The 19421-nt window shown below is 55.6% G+C and carries 12 protein-coding genes; 1 reads left to right on the top strand and 11 read right to left on the bottom strand.

What is annotated here, in order from left to right; genetic code table 11:
• Positions 1 to 16 precede the first annotated feature (16 nt).
• Entirely contained in the window at positions 17 to 1021 is a 1005-nt protein-coding gene (locus AC1Z3O_RS24530; protein ID WP_483518461.1) for a Bug family tripartite tricarboxylate transporter substrate binding protein, read from the top strand.
• 424 nt (positions 1022 to 1445) lie between these two features.
• Here AC1Z3O_RS24530 and AC1Z3O_RS24525 read toward each other — a convergent pair whose 3' ends face one another.
• The 11 genes from AC1Z3O_RS24525 to AC1Z3O_RS24475 form a co-directional block, all read right to left on the bottom strand.
• The gene (locus tag AC1Z3O_RS24525) at positions 1446 to 1769 is read right to left on the bottom strand and encodes an H-NS histone family protein (RefSeq protein WP_483518460.1); all 324 of its coding nucleotides are present in this window, start codon (positions 1767 to 1769) and stop codon (positions 1446 to 1448) included.
• A 1794-nt stretch (positions 1770 to 3563) separates the two neighbouring features.
• On the bottom strand, positions 3564 to 6062 hold the full coding sequence (locus AC1Z3O_RS24520) for an Hsp70 family protein (protein ID WP_483518459.1): 2499 nt from the start codon (positions 6060 to 6062) through the stop codon (positions 3564 to 3566).
• Complete coding sequence (locus AC1Z3O_RS24515) at positions 6059 to 6415, bottom strand: hypothetical protein (protein ID WP_483518458.1); 357 nt, start codon at positions 6413 to 6415, stop codon at positions 6059 to 6061. Before AC1Z3O_RS24515 ends, AC1Z3O_RS24520 begins: the two co-directional genes overlap by 4 nt.
• A gap of 3 nt (positions 6416 to 6418) precedes the next feature.
• Positions 6419 to 8521, bottom strand: a complete 2103-nt coding sequence (locus AC1Z3O_RS24510) for a tetratricopeptide repeat protein (RefSeq protein ID WP_483518457.1) — start codon at positions 8519 to 8521, stop codon at positions 6419 to 6421.
• A gap of 1268 nt (positions 8522 to 9789) precedes the next feature.
• Complete coding sequence (locus tag AC1Z3O_RS24505; protein WP_483518456.1) at positions 9790 to 10035, bottom strand: AbrB/MazE/SpoVT family DNA-binding domain-containing protein; 246 nt, start codon at positions 10033 to 10035, stop codon at positions 9790 to 9792.
• 35 nt (positions 10036 to 10070) lie between these two features.
• Positions 10071 to 10202: a hypothetical protein gene (locus AC1Z3O_RS24500; protein ID WP_483518455.1), complete on the bottom strand. Its 132-nt coding sequence runs from the start codon at positions 10200 to 10202 to the stop codon at positions 10071 to 10073.
• Positions 10203 to 11697: 1495 nt separating this feature from the next.
• Complete coding sequence (locus AC1Z3O_RS24495) at positions 11698 to 11943, bottom strand: AbrB/MazE/SpoVT family DNA-binding domain-containing protein (RefSeq protein ID WP_483518454.1); 246 nt, start codon at positions 11941 to 11943, stop codon at positions 11698 to 11700.
• Positions 11944 to 13423: 1480 nt separating this feature from the next.
• On the bottom strand, positions 13424 to 13762 hold the full coding sequence (locus tag AC1Z3O_RS24490; protein WP_483518453.1) for a hypothetical protein: 339 nt from the start codon (positions 13760 to 13762) through the stop codon (positions 13424 to 13426).
• Positions 13763 to 14165: 403 nt separating this feature from the next.
• The gene (locus tag AC1Z3O_RS24485; protein ID WP_483518452.1) at positions 14166 to 15920 is read right to left on the bottom strand and encodes a hypothetical protein; all 1755 of its coding nucleotides are present in this window, start codon (positions 15918 to 15920) and stop codon (positions 14166 to 14168) included.
• Between the two features lie 25 nt (positions 15921 to 15945).
• A complete protein-coding gene (locus AC1Z3O_RS24480) occupies positions 15946 to 18183 on the bottom strand; it encodes a hypothetical protein (protein ID WP_483518451.1) in 2238 nt (745 codons plus the stop codon).
• The gene (locus AC1Z3O_RS24475) at positions 18180 to 19370 is read right to left on the bottom strand and encodes a hypothetical protein (protein ID WP_483518450.1); all 1191 of its coding nucleotides are present in this window, start codon (positions 19368 to 19370) and stop codon (positions 18180 to 18182) included. The genes AC1Z3O_RS24480 and AC1Z3O_RS24475 overlap by 4 nt, the downstream gene beginning before the upstream one ends.
• Positions 19371 to 19421: the final 51 nt, after the last annotated feature.

The following is a 19421-nucleotide window of genomic DNA, read 5'->3' as shown; positions in this document are numbered from 1 at the left end:
TGAGAAGGACTTTGCAATGAACCTAGTCAGCAATCCAATCATCGACAATCTCACCAAGCGTTGGCTGCTCGCATGCGCACTTGCCTGCATGCCTTGGCTCGCCGCTGCACAGGGAGCAACTCACAGCTATCCGACCAAGCCGGTACGCGTGGTCGTGCCATTCGCAGCCGGTGGTCCTGCCGACGCGCTTGCTCGAGTCGTTGGTGAGGGCATCTCCAAGGCTATTGGCCAAGCCGTGCTTGTCGACAATAAGGCGGGTGCAGCGGGCACTATCGGTGTTGACGTGGTAGCGAAAGCCGCGCCTGATGGATATACGCTCGCCATCGTCCCCGTGGGCAACATCGCTGTTAATCCAGCCCTGATGCCCAACTTGCCGTACAAGCCCGCCGACCTCGCGCCGGTAACCATGCTTGCCACATCGGAGAACGTACTGGTGGTAAATGCCGCCACCCCCGTGAAGTCGTTAGCTGACCTGCTTCGCTTGGCGGCACAGAAGCCCGGACAACTGACTTTTGCCTCGCCTGGCGCCGGCAGCCAGGCACATATGGCGGGTGAATTGCTGCAGCGGGATGCGAATATCAAGCTAGTCCATGTTCCCTACAGGGGTGTCAGCCCTGCCATGACCGACCTGGTCGGCGGCCAGGTGACGATGATGTTCGCCCAACTGTCTGCCGCCCTCCCCTATATAAAGAGCGGGAAGTTGCACGCGTTGGGCGTGGCAAGTTCTAAGCGCTCATCCGTGTTGCCCGACGTCCCCACCATCGCTGAGCAGGGCTTTCCCAAGTTCGAAGCGGTGTCATGGTATGCGCTGATGGCGCCGGCGAGCACTCCCAAAGACGTGTTGCAATACCTCAGCAAGCACGCGGATACGGTGCTGGCTGAACCCACGCTGAGGGAAAAACTTGCCGGACTCGGTATGGAGGCCGCCGGGGGTACACCAGAACAGCTTGCTGCCACCATTCAGAGGGAGAGCACACGCTGGGCGGGATTGGTCCGCCAGCGACACATCACTATCGAGTGAGCGTTAGATTCCCGGAGGAATACCGGAAAGCAACAGTTGTGTCACGGCGTCAACACGGCCGTCTGCCAGGTACGCGGTCGACCGCGACACTTGCATATTGCGTTCCGGGGCTTGGTCAGCGATGAATCCAACCAGTCCCGGAACGCTCAAATGGGCTCTGACTCTTGGTTACGCCTACCCACTTTCAGTTCTTCTGCGCGTGATTGCCGTTGTGATGCATGCGGTTCGCATGGGCCTTTTCGTGGCTCGCACCCTCCGAACTCCTACGGTCCCCAGCACGTGGCAGGCCTTTGTCGCGGTTGCTGGAGAACGAGCCATTAGAGTTCGTCATAGCCTCATGGCTTGCGTGGCCTGAAGCGGCCCCGCCGAAACCTCGAATTGCAGGCCAAAAGAGCCTCTCAGTGTGCAGGCTGTGCGCTGCCTCTCAGGCCTCTGGAATCAGAAACTTCGACCGATTTTTGCCAAGCCATGCCGGCGCGCGACCGCGTCCTGACCAGGTCGCACCGGTCTTCGGGTCCATGTATTTCGGCGGCAGCCCGGGCTTCGCCTTCGGCGCAGCGTTCGCCTTGCCGACACCAACCGGTCGTCCACGGCGACGCTTGGTGGCAATGTCATCGACGGTCAGTTCATACTCCGCCATCAAGCTCCGGATTGTCTCGATGACGCCAGCAACTTCAGTTGCGCGAACTTCCGCGAGCTGGGCCTCGAGCGCTTCCTTTTCTGCCATGAGCTGTTTGTAGGTTGCCATGATGTCTCCATTCCTTAAGCGGTCATTTCTTATCCTACATTGTTCACCAACAATTTTGCTACTTTCGCAAATCCAACATGCTGAATCACTATTAAGTCAGTACTGAAGTTTCGTCTCGGGAATGCTGGGCTTCCGCCCCCCTAGGCAAGGCATGCAGACGCCTCTTTGTCATCGGGCAGGCGTTCTGCTCGGCCGACACCTGGGCTGCCTGGTCCGCTTTGTCATCTCCCTACCAAATCAGAGACATATGCCGAGCGATAATGTTGTCAGCGACGACTCAGCGTCGGAGCGTGCCAACGTGCGAGCGCCTGCCGGAATGGCCGGCCCAGCAAGGGGTCTCTGCCCCCTATACCGCGTTATATCGGGGGGATAATTATCCGAATCTGGATAACTGGAGATAACGTTCTTCGTTATGTGCCGAAATCGGCACCAAGCCGCCCGCTCCCGGTTGCCTCACGACCGACGCCAGATGTCTTATCGTGCCACCTCAAAGGCCCGAGCAGGTCCAGTGGAAGCCTCACCAACTGGTTCGCAGGCAGCGGACTCTGACCAATCGTCGTCGGCCCGGTCGATAGCCATCCAATTTTCAACGTTGCGTGCCTTGACAAAGCACCGAAACCGCTCAAATCGTGAGAGCCCCACCCACCCCACGGGGTCCTCGCAGGTGTCCAAGATGTTGCCGAAGAGTTTCTCAGAAAGGCCCTCGCCCACCAATCCGGAGGCTGTAGCCTGCGTTCGCTACAGAGACGCAGAGGGCCTTACGTGGGATGGCTACGGCGACCTACAGAATGGCTTCAGCGCGCGATGAATGCAGGTCCAGTCCGCCGACCATTTCAGCGTTTCGTGAACACGGCAGTCCGACTAGCAGCTACCATAGTTCTTACGACTGCTCGCTGTAATCGTGTACGTACCTCCACGAGGTCCTGTAGCACGCTTGCCCTGACCCCGTCGTGCGAGGCGCAGCCAAGGCATTCGCCGCTCGGCTTGGAGGTGTGCGAGAAGCATCAGGAGCGACGAGATTCGCGCTCCCACCGCCGCGGTGACAGTGGTAGTCATCCGTCTTTCGATTGGTGGTGACACCCATTGGCATCTAGGCCTCCGGCGCGTACACCGAAGCGGAAAACGAGACAAGACACAGAAAGACAGTGACGACGCTGTTGGCGGCGGCCTGAAGACTGCGGACATATGCGGCAGGCAGTGTGCTCATGAACCCTGTCCCGTGGTTGTTATTTTGGTGCTCTGACGCAGCTCGTCGTCCGCCTCACCGATACGGTTTGATTGTCGAATCGCCCGCGTTGCGGAACCATCCCGCCATAGGGTAGGCGTTGACGACTCTCTCGCCTTCATCACGGAGCGCAGCCAGGAGGAAACTGCCTTGACGGACAATCTTCCGGCGACACGCAGCCGTTTGAAGCTGGGCAGTCATGTTGAGCTGGCGAACGGGAGCATGCCGGGAAGGAGAACTCGAGTTAGCCGATGACTTCGAACAATTAAATTGTATCGCTTACGGAGCACCACAAGGGTTGTAAGCGCGCCAACCCCGAGGAGTATCCCCAGCACAAGCGACTCAGGCATAAAGATGCAATTAGGGTTGCCACGCCGCGACAGAGTTACTCCCAACCCTTCGACCACCAACTTGGCATAGCTCAAAGGTGCCCATAGGCCAGCTAATGATGTTTAGGTTGCGCTCGAAGCAGTCCAGAAAGCACAGAGGCCAGATAGCCCTCGTCAACGTCTGGCCAAGAGTTAAAGCAAGCTGAGCCCTCAAGTAGGCAAGAGCCCAGTCTCGTCTTGTCAGACCAACCCTGTGAACATGCGTATATCTTCAGTGTCTTGGTGTTCGGCAGGCACTAAGTCCCAAAGTCGCCCCATGATTTGGCGTAGTTCGTCCCAGTCTTCGCGAGCAATGGCGCGCTTGCCGCTCTCGGCCAGTTGCGTCGCCTGAATCTGGTCGTTCATCGCAGGACGTTTCTCATTCAAATGGTTGAACATGCCTTTGAGAAAATCCGGAACCCGCACCAAAATTGCCCACTGAATCTGCTTTAGGCTTGAGACTTCTGCCTGAAGCTTCTCTGGGTTGTTTGAGTTGATGAATGTTTGTTCACGACTAATAATGTCTTTGAGTTGGTTACGCTCGCGGTCGTTCCCCGACTCATTGACAAGCTGCGCGCACTCCGACTTGGCCATCAGATACTCCCTGCGAACGAGTTCGATGCGTTTACCGGAAGTGAGTTCGTACATCTCGCGAGCGAGTTCGCGCTTCTTATTATCGAGTTGGTATTTCTTGTCTGTTACATCGTCGTCCGTGAGGTCGACGACTTCTTCCATAAGGTTTTGTACACTAGCGAGCGCCCTCTCTAGACCTGTGACAAGGTCTCGCTGGCCGTTCTTCTGGGCGTCCTCGATTTCCTCCTGCAACTTGATTTCCAGTTGTAGGGTCTCGCTCGCCAACACGGCAGTGGAGACGTTGCGGCTTTTTGGATTGAATACCTGCGAAAACTCTTGGTCCGTACCGTTGAGGTACGCGCTCACGGTCAAGTCGCGCGACTCGGACATGGAGATTTTCAGGTCCACCTCCGTGCCTTTGATAAGGTCACGAGCGATTTGCTTGCCGGTGATAAGCAGCATGCCGAGAGGCTTGTTTGTGGAACAATGGCGGTTGGATGGGCCTTCAACTACCATGATGCGAATTTCGTCAGTGGAACCCCTTATAATTGTGCGCCCGACTTCCTGGGTCTTTTTTGTCTGGGCCGGCAGCACCACGTTCTTGTTGAAGAGCGGAACGAGGCGAGTATCGTTAGCGGATACGTTATCGATAACCAGGCAGATGTCTTCGGGAAGCATCTGCCCTGCAATGCTGTAGCGTCCCTGAGCGATTTGAATTGCCCCCACGTCGAGAGGAACAGGGGAGCCCTGCGCATCAAAAATCTTGAAAGCAAATAGGTTGTAGGCGCCTTCGCGCAAAGGCAGGTCTTCGAGCACCCGCGCGCCAAGCTTCTTCAAGCCGCTATCGAAGGAGCCATCGTCGGAAACGATGCGGTAGTGCATGCCTTCGGTGACGCCATCGATTTTGGCAGTAAAGGGCTCTTCTAGGTCCTGTGAGGTCTTGTTGTAAGCGGTACGAATTTTCAGGGGAGAGTTCGAATTCTTGACTTTCCCCTCGTCCGCTTGCGTCTTCTCCTTGGAGCCTGCAAAGTACGCCGCGCCAACAGCAATTGCGTTGGTCGGGTCGATGCTTGTGTTCACGCTGATGCCCATGACTTCCTGCACGCGTTTGCGCACGTATGGGATGTAGGTGGAACCACCGACCATCAAGATGAACTTCAAATCACTCGGCTGCAACGAGTTGCGAGTGAGGATTTTCCTCACCATCTCGATGGTGCCCTCAACCATATCCTTGATGACGGCTTCGAAGTCGCTGCGAGTGACGGTGATAATGGCGTCGATGGTGTTTCCATCGTCATCTTCAACATTGATGGTGCCCAAGTCGATTTCAGTTGAAGTTTTCGCGGAGAGGTCGACCTTCGCTTCTTCCGCCTTGCTCAGCAAGGTGTACCAAAGTTGGTTGTAGCGCCCGCTCTGGCTCTTCATTTGCCCCAGCAGGTCTTCGAACTTGCCGCGGCGGGTGAGTTCTGGGACGACCAGCTTCTCGATGAGCAGGGCATCAAAGTCGGTCCCGCCAAGGTAGTTGTCGCCCTCATGGTCCATTACCGTGAGCTCACCTTCGACGATGCGCACAAGAGCTGCGTCAAACGTCCCACCACCGAGGTCGTACACTAACCACTGGCTGTTCTTCAAGTTGATGTTCTTTTCCTTATTCGCGTAGGCAAGACTTGCGGCGATAGGCTCCTGCAACAGAACCACATTCTTGAAACCCGCCAGCATGCCGGCCTCCTTTGTCGCATTGCTTTGCAATGTGTCGAAAGAAGCAGGAATGGTGATGACCGCAGAGTCGAGTTCCTCACCCGTTTGAACGAAGGTTTTGAGCTCTTTGAGTACGAAGGCGGAGAGCTCAACGGGCGTCTTGGAGGTGCCAAGCGACTTGATTTGGAAGCTCTCCGAGGTACCCATCTTGCGCTTGAAGCGGCTCACCACGCTTTTGGAGTCGCGTTGCAAATACGCCTTGGCTTGCTCGCCGATGAGGGTACGGTCGTTGCGAAAGCCTACGATGGAGGGCAACGACTCTTTGAAGCCGCTCGGGTTTTTGAACACTTCAACTTGTCCCTTTTCAAACTTGGCAATGAGGGAGTTAGACGTCCCCAGGTCGATGCCGAAGTTGATGGTGTTGCTCATTGCTCTGCCCCTTCTGTCTTGGACTTGACCACGACGATGCCTTTTTGAACTACCCGCGAAAAGCTCTTGTCACCTACGCGAATTACAGGCTTGATGACTTCGGTGACGACTAAGTTCTCCGTGCTTTCGCCCGATATGGAGGCTTCCAGGTCCGCTCTGGTCTCGTTGAATGGCTGCCCCATCGGGTCTTCGTAGAAGACGTTTTGACTTGCAAACGTGTCCTTGATGCGCTCGACATTGCGCTGAATGCTCGCTGGGTCGCCGTGCAAAGCAAGCTTACGTTCAATCTCATAGAGATGGTTTAGCGTGTGCAGAACGAACTTCGGCAGTTCGGCAATTCCGGGATGAGCCATGGCCTAGTCTTCTTTCTTGGATGCAAGAATGTGCAGAATGAACGCGTTATCGGTTGATTCGAGGGGCAAGGTTGCGGTCGCTTTGCTGTTGGTCATGTCGCGCAGGACGATGGTGCCGTTCTCAATCTTGGAGATAAGATTTTCCCAGCTGCAGAGAACTTTCTTATTCGAGAACCAGCCGCTAACTTCGAAGATGACACCTGAACCATTGACCTCAAGGTTTCCGACCCTCGTGGAAGTAGTGTTCTTGAGCCGCGCCTTGAAATTGGCAATGATGTCATCCATAAGGTAGTGGAATGCGGCATCCACCAGTTGACTCCAGACCCTCTGCTGCTCATTGATTTGGACCGAGGACCAGCACACCTCAATGTCGGTGCCCAGGTTGTCCTTGAATGCCATCCGAAAGCGTACAGTCTGAGGCGCGTTGCTTATGTAGACCATGCCCCAGCGGGCGGCGACGATGTCCGCAGCTGCCATCCTCTTTGTTCCATAGGTTACCCCAGCCTTGGTGATGTCTAAACTCACTTCCCCAAAGGTCAGGTGTGCCTCTTTTTTTCTTTCTTCCGCAATCTTTTCGTTGAGAGTATCTTCGTCCTCCCTCAGTCGGTGCGCCAGAGCTGACGATTTAGAGGCGGAGGCTCTCCCAAGATTGATAATAGCTTTGGCAGCCTCTGCATCGTATATCCTGTTGTAGATGTTGACCGACAATGTGCGCAGTAATTGGAAAATATTTTCGTGTGCTTCGTGAAACTCTGAAGGCAGGTGCGCCAACATCTGGTCGAGGTTCCCCTTTTTGAGCGCTCTTTCGACGTCGCCCAAGGTGACAAGGACTTTCTCCGAGTATTTGGCTAACTTTTGCAGTGGTTCGGAGAGACGCCCGATGGCGCGGTGCGCGCCTTCGAAGCAGTGCTCTTCGTCTTCCGGCAACACCCACCGACGACCATCGAATAGACATTCTACGACGTCAACATCCCCTTGCTCGATGGCCTTGGTCAAGACGATGTTGTACTGCTGTGCAAAGGGGGGGCTGACGGATTCGAGCACCAGCCTATCCACCTCGTGAGGCATTTCAAGTTCCTCGTCGTTGTCCTTTTTAACCAGGAAATGCTCAAGGTGCCCACGGGTGAGGAAGTCACAAAGGAGTTTGTTTTCGAATATGGCCTGATGGACGCCTCGCTGAGCTTGAGCGTTTAGCGATTCGCAAATCTCAACAGCATTCGACTTATCGATTACCAGGCCAGGCATCCATTCGAGCCTCCCATCTTCTAGCTCGATTTCGCGATATAACGCTTGCTTTGCTTTTTGCAGCGCCTTAGGGTTCGAGTATAGTTCCGAGGCATCCTCGGCATTTAGCAGGGAAAGTGGATTGATGTAGTGCTTATACCAATCGTCTTCGTTCAGATAGGGTTGGCCTTTGAGAAGAATCCGCTCACGTAGGGAAAGCTGCTTCGGTAGCAATTTGTCAATAAGTTGCTGCGCGTCAGCACACCCAATTGCCACTGCCATGCGATACGCGTCTATGGCATCGGCATTTCTGCCAAGATTTTGGTACGTAAGTGCAAGATTATAATATGCATTAGCTCCCACCCATTCTCTGGTATAGCCCTCATAAGCCTTTGCAGCATCCAGAAACTCCCGCTGTTGGGTCAGTGTGTAGGCTAAAGCAAAATGCTCATCTTGGCTCAAGCCCCCAAGTTTCTGTAGTTTGCGCAATACCTCTAACCTTCTTTTGATGTCATTGGCACCATTTCTCTCCCGAAGGACGGCGGCTAGTAGTCTCAAACTGCGGACGTGCTCCGCATCCTGTTCGAGAGCAACCTCGTAAGAGTAAATCGCGTCATCGAGTCGCGCGGTCTTTTGTAGAGCAAAGCCGTACTCGCACCAACCGTCGGCAAAGTGGGGAGCCAAGTCCGTGACCTTACCCAGTGCAGAGATGGCAGCGGAGATGCCGTCTTTGGCTTTAAGCGACAAGGCAAGCTGCCACCAAGCGTTGGCATCCTCAGCGTCGATGGTGGTGGCCTTTCTTGCCGCGAGCACTGCTTCCTCCAAGCGACCCTCAGCTCGGAGCTTGACGGATTTTTGGGTACATTCTTTTACCTCGTTCATCGCGTGAAACTCCTTGCGCTAACCTGTCATTCGCGGGATTACAGCTCGCCTCGTTTTGCAGAGCCGACTCGTGAGGAGTTGGACGTAGAAGCGCGCGTGTAGGTCACAGTGACATGGGGCATGCTGTACTACATGCCGTCATCAATAATGTCAAAGTAGCGCATTACGCTAACTTGGTCAGAATCTGGGGTCGAAAAGGTGTAGAAGTAAGTCCCATGGCAAACATTGCGAAAACCACGGTACCCGAGGTGTTCACGGAGTTTCGTCCCGCAACCTTTGAACCAGGACGCTGCCCATTGCGCAACTCGACGTTGATGAGACCACTGTAGTTTGACGACTGGATGGTGAGCGTCACCTCGGAGTGGCAAGAGGCGTGAACGGCGGTGACAAGTCCCAGACAGAGAAGGGACGGCAAGGCGATGCGCTTTAACACGATTCCTCCCAGAAGCAGTGTTCTGTGTTCCATATTCCCCGCCCGAACTCGTGCGAATAGACGAAGCGCATAGCAACATCTCCCGCTGGACCATACCGTATACGGATGAATCGTATGTTACCAGTGTATTCCTTGGGGCTCCTTCGGCCTTCCGGCTGCAATCTCGAGCCCCCCCCCCATTTAGGGGTATTGCAATACCAGACAAAAGCCATGTCGCCAAAAAGGTGATACATCGCGGATAAACCGGCGGCCTCGAGGTAAGATTTCGTCCTCGTACCGAATCGAATCAAACCTTCGAGAAACGGGAGGGTGTGTCAAGTGCCCCACCTGTACGCACCCTTGCCTTCTCATGGTCAGGTTGGTCGGCACCAGACTTGAAGCATGCCTCCTACCACCGCAGCAAGCCCATACGCCTCTTCCATATCGTCAGCGGACTGTACGCTCTGTCGACGCACGGAGGAAGTGCAGATGAGTACGCGCGCGCTGCGTCAGCCGGAGAGTTGATGGCAGCGCTTCACGGGGCCTGCATGGCAAATGTGCCTGTGCAACGTTGACGGCCCGAAGTGTGCGTACTTGGGCTGGGCTCATCTTGGTCCGCTATTAGCAGAACTGGTGACAAGGGTAACTAGGGAAGCGGCTACTTGGGGCAGAGTCCGGGATTTCCGGCCGCGTGGGGTGAGATTCGATAGTTTGCAATGCGGTCTCACCGGCGCGCCTCGTGCGCCCTCTTCTCCGGCTGGCAACGCGCCATCGAACTCGGCCGCCTTGGCGACAAGGTTGCTGCCGGTTCCATTGTCCACCTTAACTTGGTGACCACCGAACCGGCAGTAGCCCATCAGTCATGCTCTTCGCCAACAGGAGGCATCTCCTCCCATCCCTTCACACGCGGAAGGCCCTCTGGCATTTCAGCCATGAGGTCCGCCAGCTTATAGCGGGGTCGGCCAGGCACCTCGACAGTCAACTTTCTGCCGGCGAGGTGAAGCTCCACTTGAGAGCCTTCCGTTAGGCGGTTTTGCTCGACGAACGCCTTTGGAACCGTTAGCACCAGTGACCTGCCGATTCTGCGTAAAATTCGAAGCATCGGAACCTCCTGCCTTTAACTGCCGGCCGCAGTTCTTACACATCCTGCGACTCGCCAGCCGGCCCAACGTACTCCTCGGATACGTCGACCGCCTCCTTGAAGCCCCAGAAGGTCAAGTAGCACTCCCACACATACTCGGCATCGTCGTCGTACTCGGGAGGACCCACCAGCGTATAGCGGCGACCGCTGCCAGTGACACCTGTCCGCGCGGCTGCATCGAAAGAGACGATGGGTGTACTAACGCGGCCGTCTTGGTCCTCGATGCTGAATCCAACGAAGTGTCGTTCGCCATCCGACTGTATGACGCGCCACCGCTCAAGCCAAATGACAGGTTGGTCGTGAACAGACCTTGTCGGCAAGATGGGCATGGCGGAACCGCCAGCATTCAGACGATGGAGAAGGCCGAATACGCTATCTGCCATCAATGACAACGGCTGCAGGCAACCCAATATTCACCGCTAACGTCTTGGGCCACCTTGACGCCATTGAAGAGCGACCAAGCTAGCAAAACATAGCAGGCATCCTCATGCACGGCACACCTTTCAGGGTGCGTGCGATAGGTACTCGTTGCTGATGTCCCTCGACTCGATAAGGCTATCGTCGAAGACCGAGTACGCTTGGACGAGCTCGCCCATACCATCAATTCCGGGTTCCCCTGACAGCACGTAGCGAAGCCCACAGGCGCTCACGCCAGCTCTTGTACTGCGGTCGAATGACACAATGGGGTTGCTGACAACACTTCGGTTGGTCTGTACGCAATGGCCCGCAAAGTGCCGGGTGTTGCGAACTGTCTCCAGCACACGCCATTGTTCGAGCGTAACTGTTGTTTCCAGGTCTGTTGACATATCGAAACCTCGTCGAATACAAATTGCCAGCAAGACTAAGATGACGTGCGTCTCTGCTAAGGCCGGTGCGATAGGAATCCGTGTCGACTCTTTGGTCCCGTCCATTCGTATGCGAGCACTTTATGACCACGCAGCTTCGCCGAGGCGGTCGGCTCGTAATCGCTACTGACGTCGACCACGACCCTCAGGTCCCAAAGGCGCTTGTAGTACTGCCATACGAAATCGGCCTCGTCGTCATAGCCGTGCGGCCCCAATAGCATATAAAAACGGCCATTCGTGGTGAGACCACCTTGGAGCGCCAAGTTGTACCCAGTGATTGGCGTACTGACGCAGCCAATGTCTTCTTCTACACTGCGGCCAACAAAATGCCACGTCCCCTTGTCCGTGCGCATGACACGCCAATGCACAAGCCAACGCTTTGACAGCGAGCGCCCCGCGTCCTTACGGCTTGCCGACATACCGACGCCCTCCAACGACGAGCGCTCGCCTGCGTGCCCGCGTCACCTCAGGGCGCCGCGCGGATGGGCTATGCGTCCGGCATCGGCAGCGCAAGCGCACAAGCGCAGTCAGTCCCGGTACACGCGGTAACGGGTCGGCAGCACATTGCCCTGTTGGGCAGATTGCAAGCAAGCGTGGGAAGAATCGTTGCCAGGATGTAGTTCTGCTTGTGTCGGCAACAGCTGATGCGCCGGTGAGGCGCGTGACTTGAGTCTAGGCCGTTTGCTGGGGGATGCAAGGCGAACTGGGCCAAGGCGCGTAGCCACCTCTCGGAGGGTGTCTACGACGCGTTCACGTAGAGCACCACCAACGTACACCGTCAGTAACGTGCTCGGTGCCGAAGTTCCTCCATGACAGACTCGGTCATTGGCATCCCCCCGCGCACTGACTCCAGTTCCCGCGCGAAGGCATTGCGGTCCCATCTGGCTGTGCGAATAGTGATACTGCCGTCCACAGTCATATTGGCCTGCACCCGGTCACCCACTTTGAGGCCTAGGTGCCGAACGTATCCGGCGGGGATACGTAGCGCAAGACTATTGCCCCATTTCACGATACGTAGCTTCATTGCCTCCGTCCCTGGATATACGTTTGTGCGCCGGAATGTGCTGCCGGAATTTGGTTATGCTTGTAGCGGCAACAGGTGATACGCCACTTGGACGCGTGGCTTGAGTCCAGGCCGACTACAACCGAATGCAAGGCCGGCCTGCGCGACTCACCGGTTACCGTCAATGAAGTCCTCCCAATCCCACAGGTAGGCACAGCCTGGCTCGGCCTCACCGGGCATCAGAGGGCAACTAGATTGCTCGATGTTGCGCTCAAAGAGCGAACGGGCGGGCTCCGGGATATCGCTCAACCGAACATATGCTAGGGAGCCGGCACGATGACTCGGTACCTCCAGAGGAGTCGGCCGACTAGGCAGTTCCTCCTTCCCGTTCATCGCCACGGTGACACATCTGGCAGCGAGGTCCCAGATGCTGGCAGCGTACCTCGGATAGTCCAGAAGCTGCCCCTTTGCCACCAAGCCAAAAGGTTCCTCGCTAAGCGCCACTGCGTAGGTACCCAATCGCCCGCCGTTGATGCGAGCGATATCGGCAGTGGCAATAACCCTGCGACCGCTTTCTCGGCCGCCAGGAAGTAACTCTATCGTAATACGAAGCAAGGCTTGCCTCCTGCATGGCTGGCAAACTCGGGACACATCCCGTCAGGGACTTCAAGGCACCGTACGCTCACGGAGGCTTCTACGCAGAATCTTTGTATTCAAACTCATCTGACGGGTACTCGCCTGTCACGTCCTTAGCGCCCGAAACCTTGTTATCCCAAGTTGCGATGAGCCAACAAAGCCTCCAGAGCCCACGGTCTTGGCCGGCGAATCCTGTCAGGGCGTATCGAAGACCGGTCTTGGTGACACCCACCCGGGTTTTGGCATCAAAGGAGACGATTGGAGGACTGACGCGATAAACGCCGCAGCTTCGCCTACAGCGGCCGACAAAGTGCGTGGTTCCACCGTATGTTTGCATCACGCGCCACTCTGTCAGGATTGCGTCTCCCGCAATATCATTCGGCATAGAAGTCCACGCAGACATGATTTCGCTCCTGGTTGCTCGGCAGGAAATGCTGCGACCTCACCGCAATGGCCGAAGGATTTCAGAGTGGTGCAGGCAGATGTCATGGAGTCTGCGCTTAGCCCCGTTCTGCCCTCGCGTACTCTCGTGCGAAAGAAACTCGGCGGTGACATCCTTTGTGGTTTGCAATCGCTCATCAAACACTGCACACAGCGAGATGAAGCGCTCGGCTTCCGCCGCGGCGCCAGGCTCACCGACCAATAGGAACTGCCTCCCATCGCTTGCAATGCCTTTCCTGGAGCCGAAGTCCAATCGAACAATGGGAGGACTCGCCCAGTACCCTCTAGTGTTCGAAAATTTGCCGAAAGCGTGTCGGTCGCCACGGTATGTCTCGAGCAACCGCCATTCCCAGACATAGCTCGGCTTCGGCTGAGCTGCCTGCGATGTAGTGACTAATGTCATGATGGTCCCTACCTAACGCCATCAGTGCTGCCTATCATGGCGAGGCTCGAGCGCAACGTATTCGCCGCTGACGTCCTTGGTCTCAGTGACGCGATTGCGCACAGACCAAAAGCTCCACACATGCAGAGCATCCTGGTCTATGCCGGGCTCCCCGGAGAGAATGTATCGCCTCCCACTGCGGGTGATGCCTGTTCTCGACTTGGCGTCAAAGGACATGATTGCAGAGCTCACCCTGCCTGACTCGTTCTCCACGCAGTAGCCGACGAAATGGCGCTCGCCGCGCTCTGTTTCATAGACTCTCCAACGACGGAGAGTGATGTCGGGCTGCTCATCGACGCCCGCAACTGACCAGATTGGCATGAGTACTTTCCTGCCGCGACAAGGCAGCATTCCGTCTGCTTGCTGCTCAGCTAGAGCCCAATGTCGCTTCAGTAGGCAGCAGCCTGTTGGCTGCAATAGTCCCTCCGAGGGCGAAAGCGCTCGGAATAGGCTACAGGTGCAGCACGACCGTGCTTGCAGGCCGCCGCACGAGCGACGCATTGAGCTAGCGGGGTGCTTCAGCGATAGTGCGTATGCAAACAAGACTGGGAGATTGTTGCCGAGGTGTAGTTCTGCTTCTGGTGGCAACGATGAGGCGCCGAGGAGGCGCGTGACTGCAGTGTAGGACGTTTGCTGATAGATGCAAGCGACGCAGCCGCCCAGCCCAGGGAACCGGGAACAGTTCCGATACGTCGTCAACTAGCCAAAATCACTGCTCCCTAGCCTACGCTTGTTTGCATAGCACCGCGCACCGAATGTTCTCCAGCGTAGTGATGAAGCTTTGCAGCAATTGTAATGCTTGCTGAAGTCCTGTCTGTGCTTGGTCTACTCCCGCTCTGGCAAATGCATCCGCAATCTTGCTGGTGCCCAAATGCGCGTCTGCGAGCCGTAGGTCGTAGATGCCAAAGAGCGGGGCCATAATCATTGCGGCCTGGCCTTCATCGAGCAGGCTCGCGAGCACCTTCTCAAGCGCCTTTAGCGAACCTGGTGGCTGTTTGCCGGTGGGGACCTCAATCTGCTTGAGCAACATGGTTGCATCAATGCTGTCCGCGGTGAGTCGAGCCAAGTCCTTCGCCAGTGAAAGCAACCCGTGAGGCTCTAGTCCACGGAAGCGATGGCATCTGCTAATGATGCTTTGAACGTCAGGATGCGGCCGAAAGAGGGGCCCGCCGAAACGCACCAAAAACGCCTCATCAATGCCGTTAAGCACACTCGCAATGAACGGCTCTGGCGCCTGTGTGTCTGCCGGCTTCGTGCGTATCTGCGAGTCCATGAGTTCCGTGCAAACTTTTCCCTCGGGACTGATGTTGAACCCAGCCCAAATGCGTTGCTCCCAATCATCCAGGGCACCAACATCTTTCGCATAGACGTTTATGCATGAAGCCTCGTTGATGCCGAAGTGGACCGTATCCTCTGTCGCACCTACTGCGCCAGTATCCCTGGTGTACCAGCCGAGCTTCGAGTCACGATATTGCAGAAGCGCGGGAACCAGCTCCGGTCGAAACCAAAGCCATTGCCCCTTCCTCGAAAGCGTTAGGCGAGATTCGCGAGTTCCGGAACCATCTACAGCGAAAAAAGCGGTTGGGGGGACATCATCGCCCTTGACTCGCGGGCTAGCGTCCGCCGGCGGAATCCACTCTTCCTTCCACAGCTCGCCCATCACACGGAAGAGTCTGCGACCTTGCGCTTGCACTCGCCACGTACTCGTCTTCCCGTCGACGTTACCAAAATCAAACTTTGGTACGTCCTCTTCAGTGTCGAGGCTCGAATTCGCGACGTGAAACACTGCTGTTTCGCTGTCATAGTGCTCTCCTCGACCTTCGTGGATTGCCCATGCTCGGCCCTCCCAGCGGCCACCTTCCCATTCTGTCTTCCTACCGTTTTCGGCCCAGTCGAGCGCAGAGACATCCTCCATAATCTCGTCCCGTGAGACGAATGTGGCGACGAAGAGACCCATTCCGCGCGCACACAAGTAGTCTCGAAGATGTTCCATGCGTATCAGCAATTCGACGGGGCGACCTCGCTCGTTCCTGGTGAGCTTTGCGACGGGCAAGTATCCTTCTCCAGGGCAGACCCAAATATCTGCCTCACGAAAAAGGCCAAATGCCAGTACTATGTCTTGATGCAGGTGCCACTCGGTATCCTTTGAGCCCTGGCCTTCCTGCTCCAAAACCAGATGTAGTCCTGCCAGGTTGTCTCCAAAGCCCTCAAAACGGTCGGAAGGTAGGTATTCCTTGTCACGAATCCACGGCCGGTGGCTATGGCTGGGGCTGACATCCATCCACCCAAGTTTTTTGGTACCGGGTTCACAGGCGACAGGGAATGCTACCGAACCGGCGCCCCAATACTCTTCAAGATACCCGGCGTAAGCGTACCTCCCCTTCTGCTGAATGGACATTGATTGCCGCAGCGGAATCCAAGAGGCATTCACTAGACGCCGCTTGCAGATTGCATCCATCTCGAACCATGCTTGGTCCATACTTGTCCTAGTTCAATCGCTGTGCTCAAAATTCCTCGGGAAGTTCTTCTTCCATGTCAGGCAACTGGAGTCCGAGCAGACGCCGCAACAACATCGTTAGTGGCGTGTCGTCTCCAAGTACGTTCGAGGCTAGCTCTTTGAGTCGAGCGAGGTCTTCGTTACGCAGTTTCAGTCGACCGGTATGTAGTGCGAGAGCGAACTCTGCAGCGGCCTCACCTTGGCGCTTCGATGACTGCTGAAAGATTCTCAATAGGAAATCGAGCATGAAGCCACTGCATGTGGCCTCTCGCGAATAATCGAGTTCGCTGGGATGCGCCGCACGAAGCATTGCAGTCTGAATAATTCCGTCGTTGTACCGCGCAAAGTTGTCTGGCGCGAGCACCACCTGCTGAAATGCGTCGGTGTTTAACCGGTGTTCCGACTCGGTGAACTGCTCGTCCCGAGCTCGCTGAAGGATTGCCGCAATGGTCGCGAAGACAGCCGGGCCGCTATCCTCGTCTTCCGTATAGATAGCGGGCCAATACGCAAAATCCTCTCTAAGGTGAAGAGGCACATCAAGAGATGCCCCTGACGGTAGAAAGCAGTTGGCTGTGAGCCCGTCAGTGCTGCCGGGAAGGAGCTTATGTCGCTGAGATACGTAGTTGCCTAGCGAGCTTGCTATGCTCTGGAAGGAGGAATACTCAGCATCAAAGGAGTCTGACAGTCCCTTCCCGACCGCCAATGAAAGATAGGGCTCGACACCAATGACGGCCTTTTCGGCGGAGTACTTGAGGTTGTGGCCAAGGGTCGTAGTCTCAGAGCGCGTTTCAGCAATCTGCACCCCAATGATGTACGTCCGTGCTCCCTTATGCACATTGCGCAGGTCGCGGCTGATTGATAGCAACTTTGTTCCGCGGCCAACAACTGCTGCCACGACCACAATAGCATCGTGCTCATCGAGAGAAATGGCCCCGTCCTCAAGAGACATTTGCGAAATGACTGGAAGCGGCCCTTGACGCTTTGCAAACTTCGCCAGTCTCTCACTACATGCCGTTGCAAGCCTCAAAGAAGCTTCGTCATCCTGGTGGACAATCGCTTGAACGCTAGCAGCGACTTTCTGGCGAAGAATCTTATCGAGGTGCTTCGAGAACGCGTCGACCTCGAGTAGCTTGTTTCCGTCAAAATAGATAGCACGCGGCTTTGCTGTCGGATGCACACGAGTCCTCACGCTGAAGCATCCGAACCTAAAATGTTTGGCAATGAGGTCAGCCTCCTTCAGTTCGTGCTCCTTCTTTCGCAAAATGACCTTCTTGGGGAGGAACTCCTCAGGCAAAAAGCGCTCGCCAACAATTGGAAGGTCCTTGAGAACTGTGGACCCGCCGGAACCGTCTTTGGAAATGGTGTTGCCATCCAGTGCGTGAAGTGCTTTCACAGCATTCTCAGCACTATCCAGCGTCAAGAGCGTGACAACTTCGCTCGGGAAGCAGTTGGTCTGGTCTCGCCAATCCTTTTCCAGGCTCATCGACGAGGATGCGGATATCAAACAGAACGAGGTACCAGGGAGAGGAGACCTCAGCTTTGCCAGACCTTCATGCGAATGAAAGCTCTCAACGCGCGGATGGCGCTGCTCGTAGAGGGCACAGTAGAGGTCACGAAGGGCGTAGGCGACCGTAGCAATTGCCATCGAATCGATAAATATGACGTCGATGGGAGCTTTCACCTCCTGTTGACGCGTAGCGATTCGTTGTAGCAGGCAGAAGGCTAGAAACTGTACGTTCTCGGTTTCAGTCAGTGCCTCTTCAGCGCGAAGAAAATATGTCGAGCGCTTTTGAGACGGCTTCACGAAAGTGAATCCCGGTGGGGCCGTAACAAGCACGTGGGGAGATGAAAAGAGTTCTGCGAGGCCCGCTTTCCTGATGTCGTCCGAGTGCGTATTGAGAAGCAACGGAAGCCCATCGATGGGGTTGCGAATTTGCTTCCTCATTCGAATTGAGCCGGACTTGTCGAATGAGCACAAAGCAATGCAAACCTTCGACGATGCTCGCCGTGCCGCCTGTACGAGTTCGGCGCGCTTAAACGCGTCGAGTAGCTCTTTTACCTCGGACTCCGCGCAGATGAGCACAATAATGTCAGGTGCAAGGACTGCATCTAAACACTGTTCGATGGCGCTTGCCAACTCAGCGTCATTACAAGACCCCGACGGCTTAAACAGGACGCGAACGTTTGTATGAGCGCCGTTGGCCTTCGTCACGCCAGCCCATTCAAAGGCAAAGTATCCTTTCATGGCTGCGTCCGGGAGAGTGGAATAATGATGGAATAGACAGCCCCTGCGGTCAGGGGTAGTTCCTCTTGAGCAGTGTCCCAGTGACGAGGCGAGAAGGTGCGGGACTTGTCCGAGGAAAAATCCTGAACAAGACACACGCGTCCCGTCCGAAGGCGTAGAAATCCTTTGAGTTCCATGAGAGTCTGGACGACGCGGTCAAGGCCGCCACCACTGGAACGATTCTCTTTCGTTGAAGCATGCATCTCGAAACAGCGCTTGACGATTTCTACCTCGTCCTCAATGGACAAATCACTCAATGCCTTCCCTGGGAATCTAGAGAGCCAGCGACGGACCAAGCCCGGTCCCGTATCCAGAACGGTCAATTCTAGGAAGTGGGATTGCACTCCCGAACGGAGACGTCCATCTTCTTGCATATGCCGCTGTTTGTTTGCGAGGTTCCTCAGGAAAAAGAATGCATGGGAAGAGTCCTCACTAGATAGAATTCCCTCGGCATCCTTGTTGCCTTGAACGGAAACGAACTTGGCTAAAACTGCTCGGATATTCTTCTCATACCGAACACCCGATTCATCCGTAACCGCGTGTTCGTGGGTGTTTTTGAATAGCTCATATAAGAGCGCGCCGATGGCATTCAGTCTGTTCTCAGTCAGTCTCTTTTCGGTCAACGGAGCACAGGCACCAATTATCTTTCCGGTCAGCGTTATAAATTCATCACGAGAACGAAGACTCCCCTCAGAACCCGCAGCATAGAACGGCTTCAAATACTCGTTCTTCGCTCCCGCGAAACAAGCCAGAAATACCCCCCGACCGTGCATGGTCTCGAGATAGCGGCCTTCTTGCATCGCTGCGATACGTGGGACTGCAGGCTGTAAGGCCAAGCGCTTAGGTATTGACCCATCACTAGCATCACTCGTCTGTGACGCAAAATACAGTGCCGCTATACCATGTGGCTCCTGCGCCAACGATTCACTCGAAGCTTGCGTTTCAGCACTGCCATACAAGCGCAGATGGGAATGGGTAATTGCACGAGCCCAGTACGATATAAACTGGATTAACGCCCCTGGCACACCAATATTCCCACCAAATCTCAATGCAGAAGGCACGCGAAGAATAGCGCCCCTTTCGTCACCAACTAATTTGTAGGCCTCTTCGATTTCATGAAGAGTCACCTTCTGGCGAAACGAAATCATGTCTGTTTCTTATGCGTGAGTATTCTACGTTTGTTTCAGAGCTATAATTTC

Source organism: Cupriavidus sp. 09_S30 (assembly GCF_056930435.1).
Note: the sequence above shows the minus strand (reverse complement) of the source record. Positions and strands in the feature narration are given on the sequence as shown.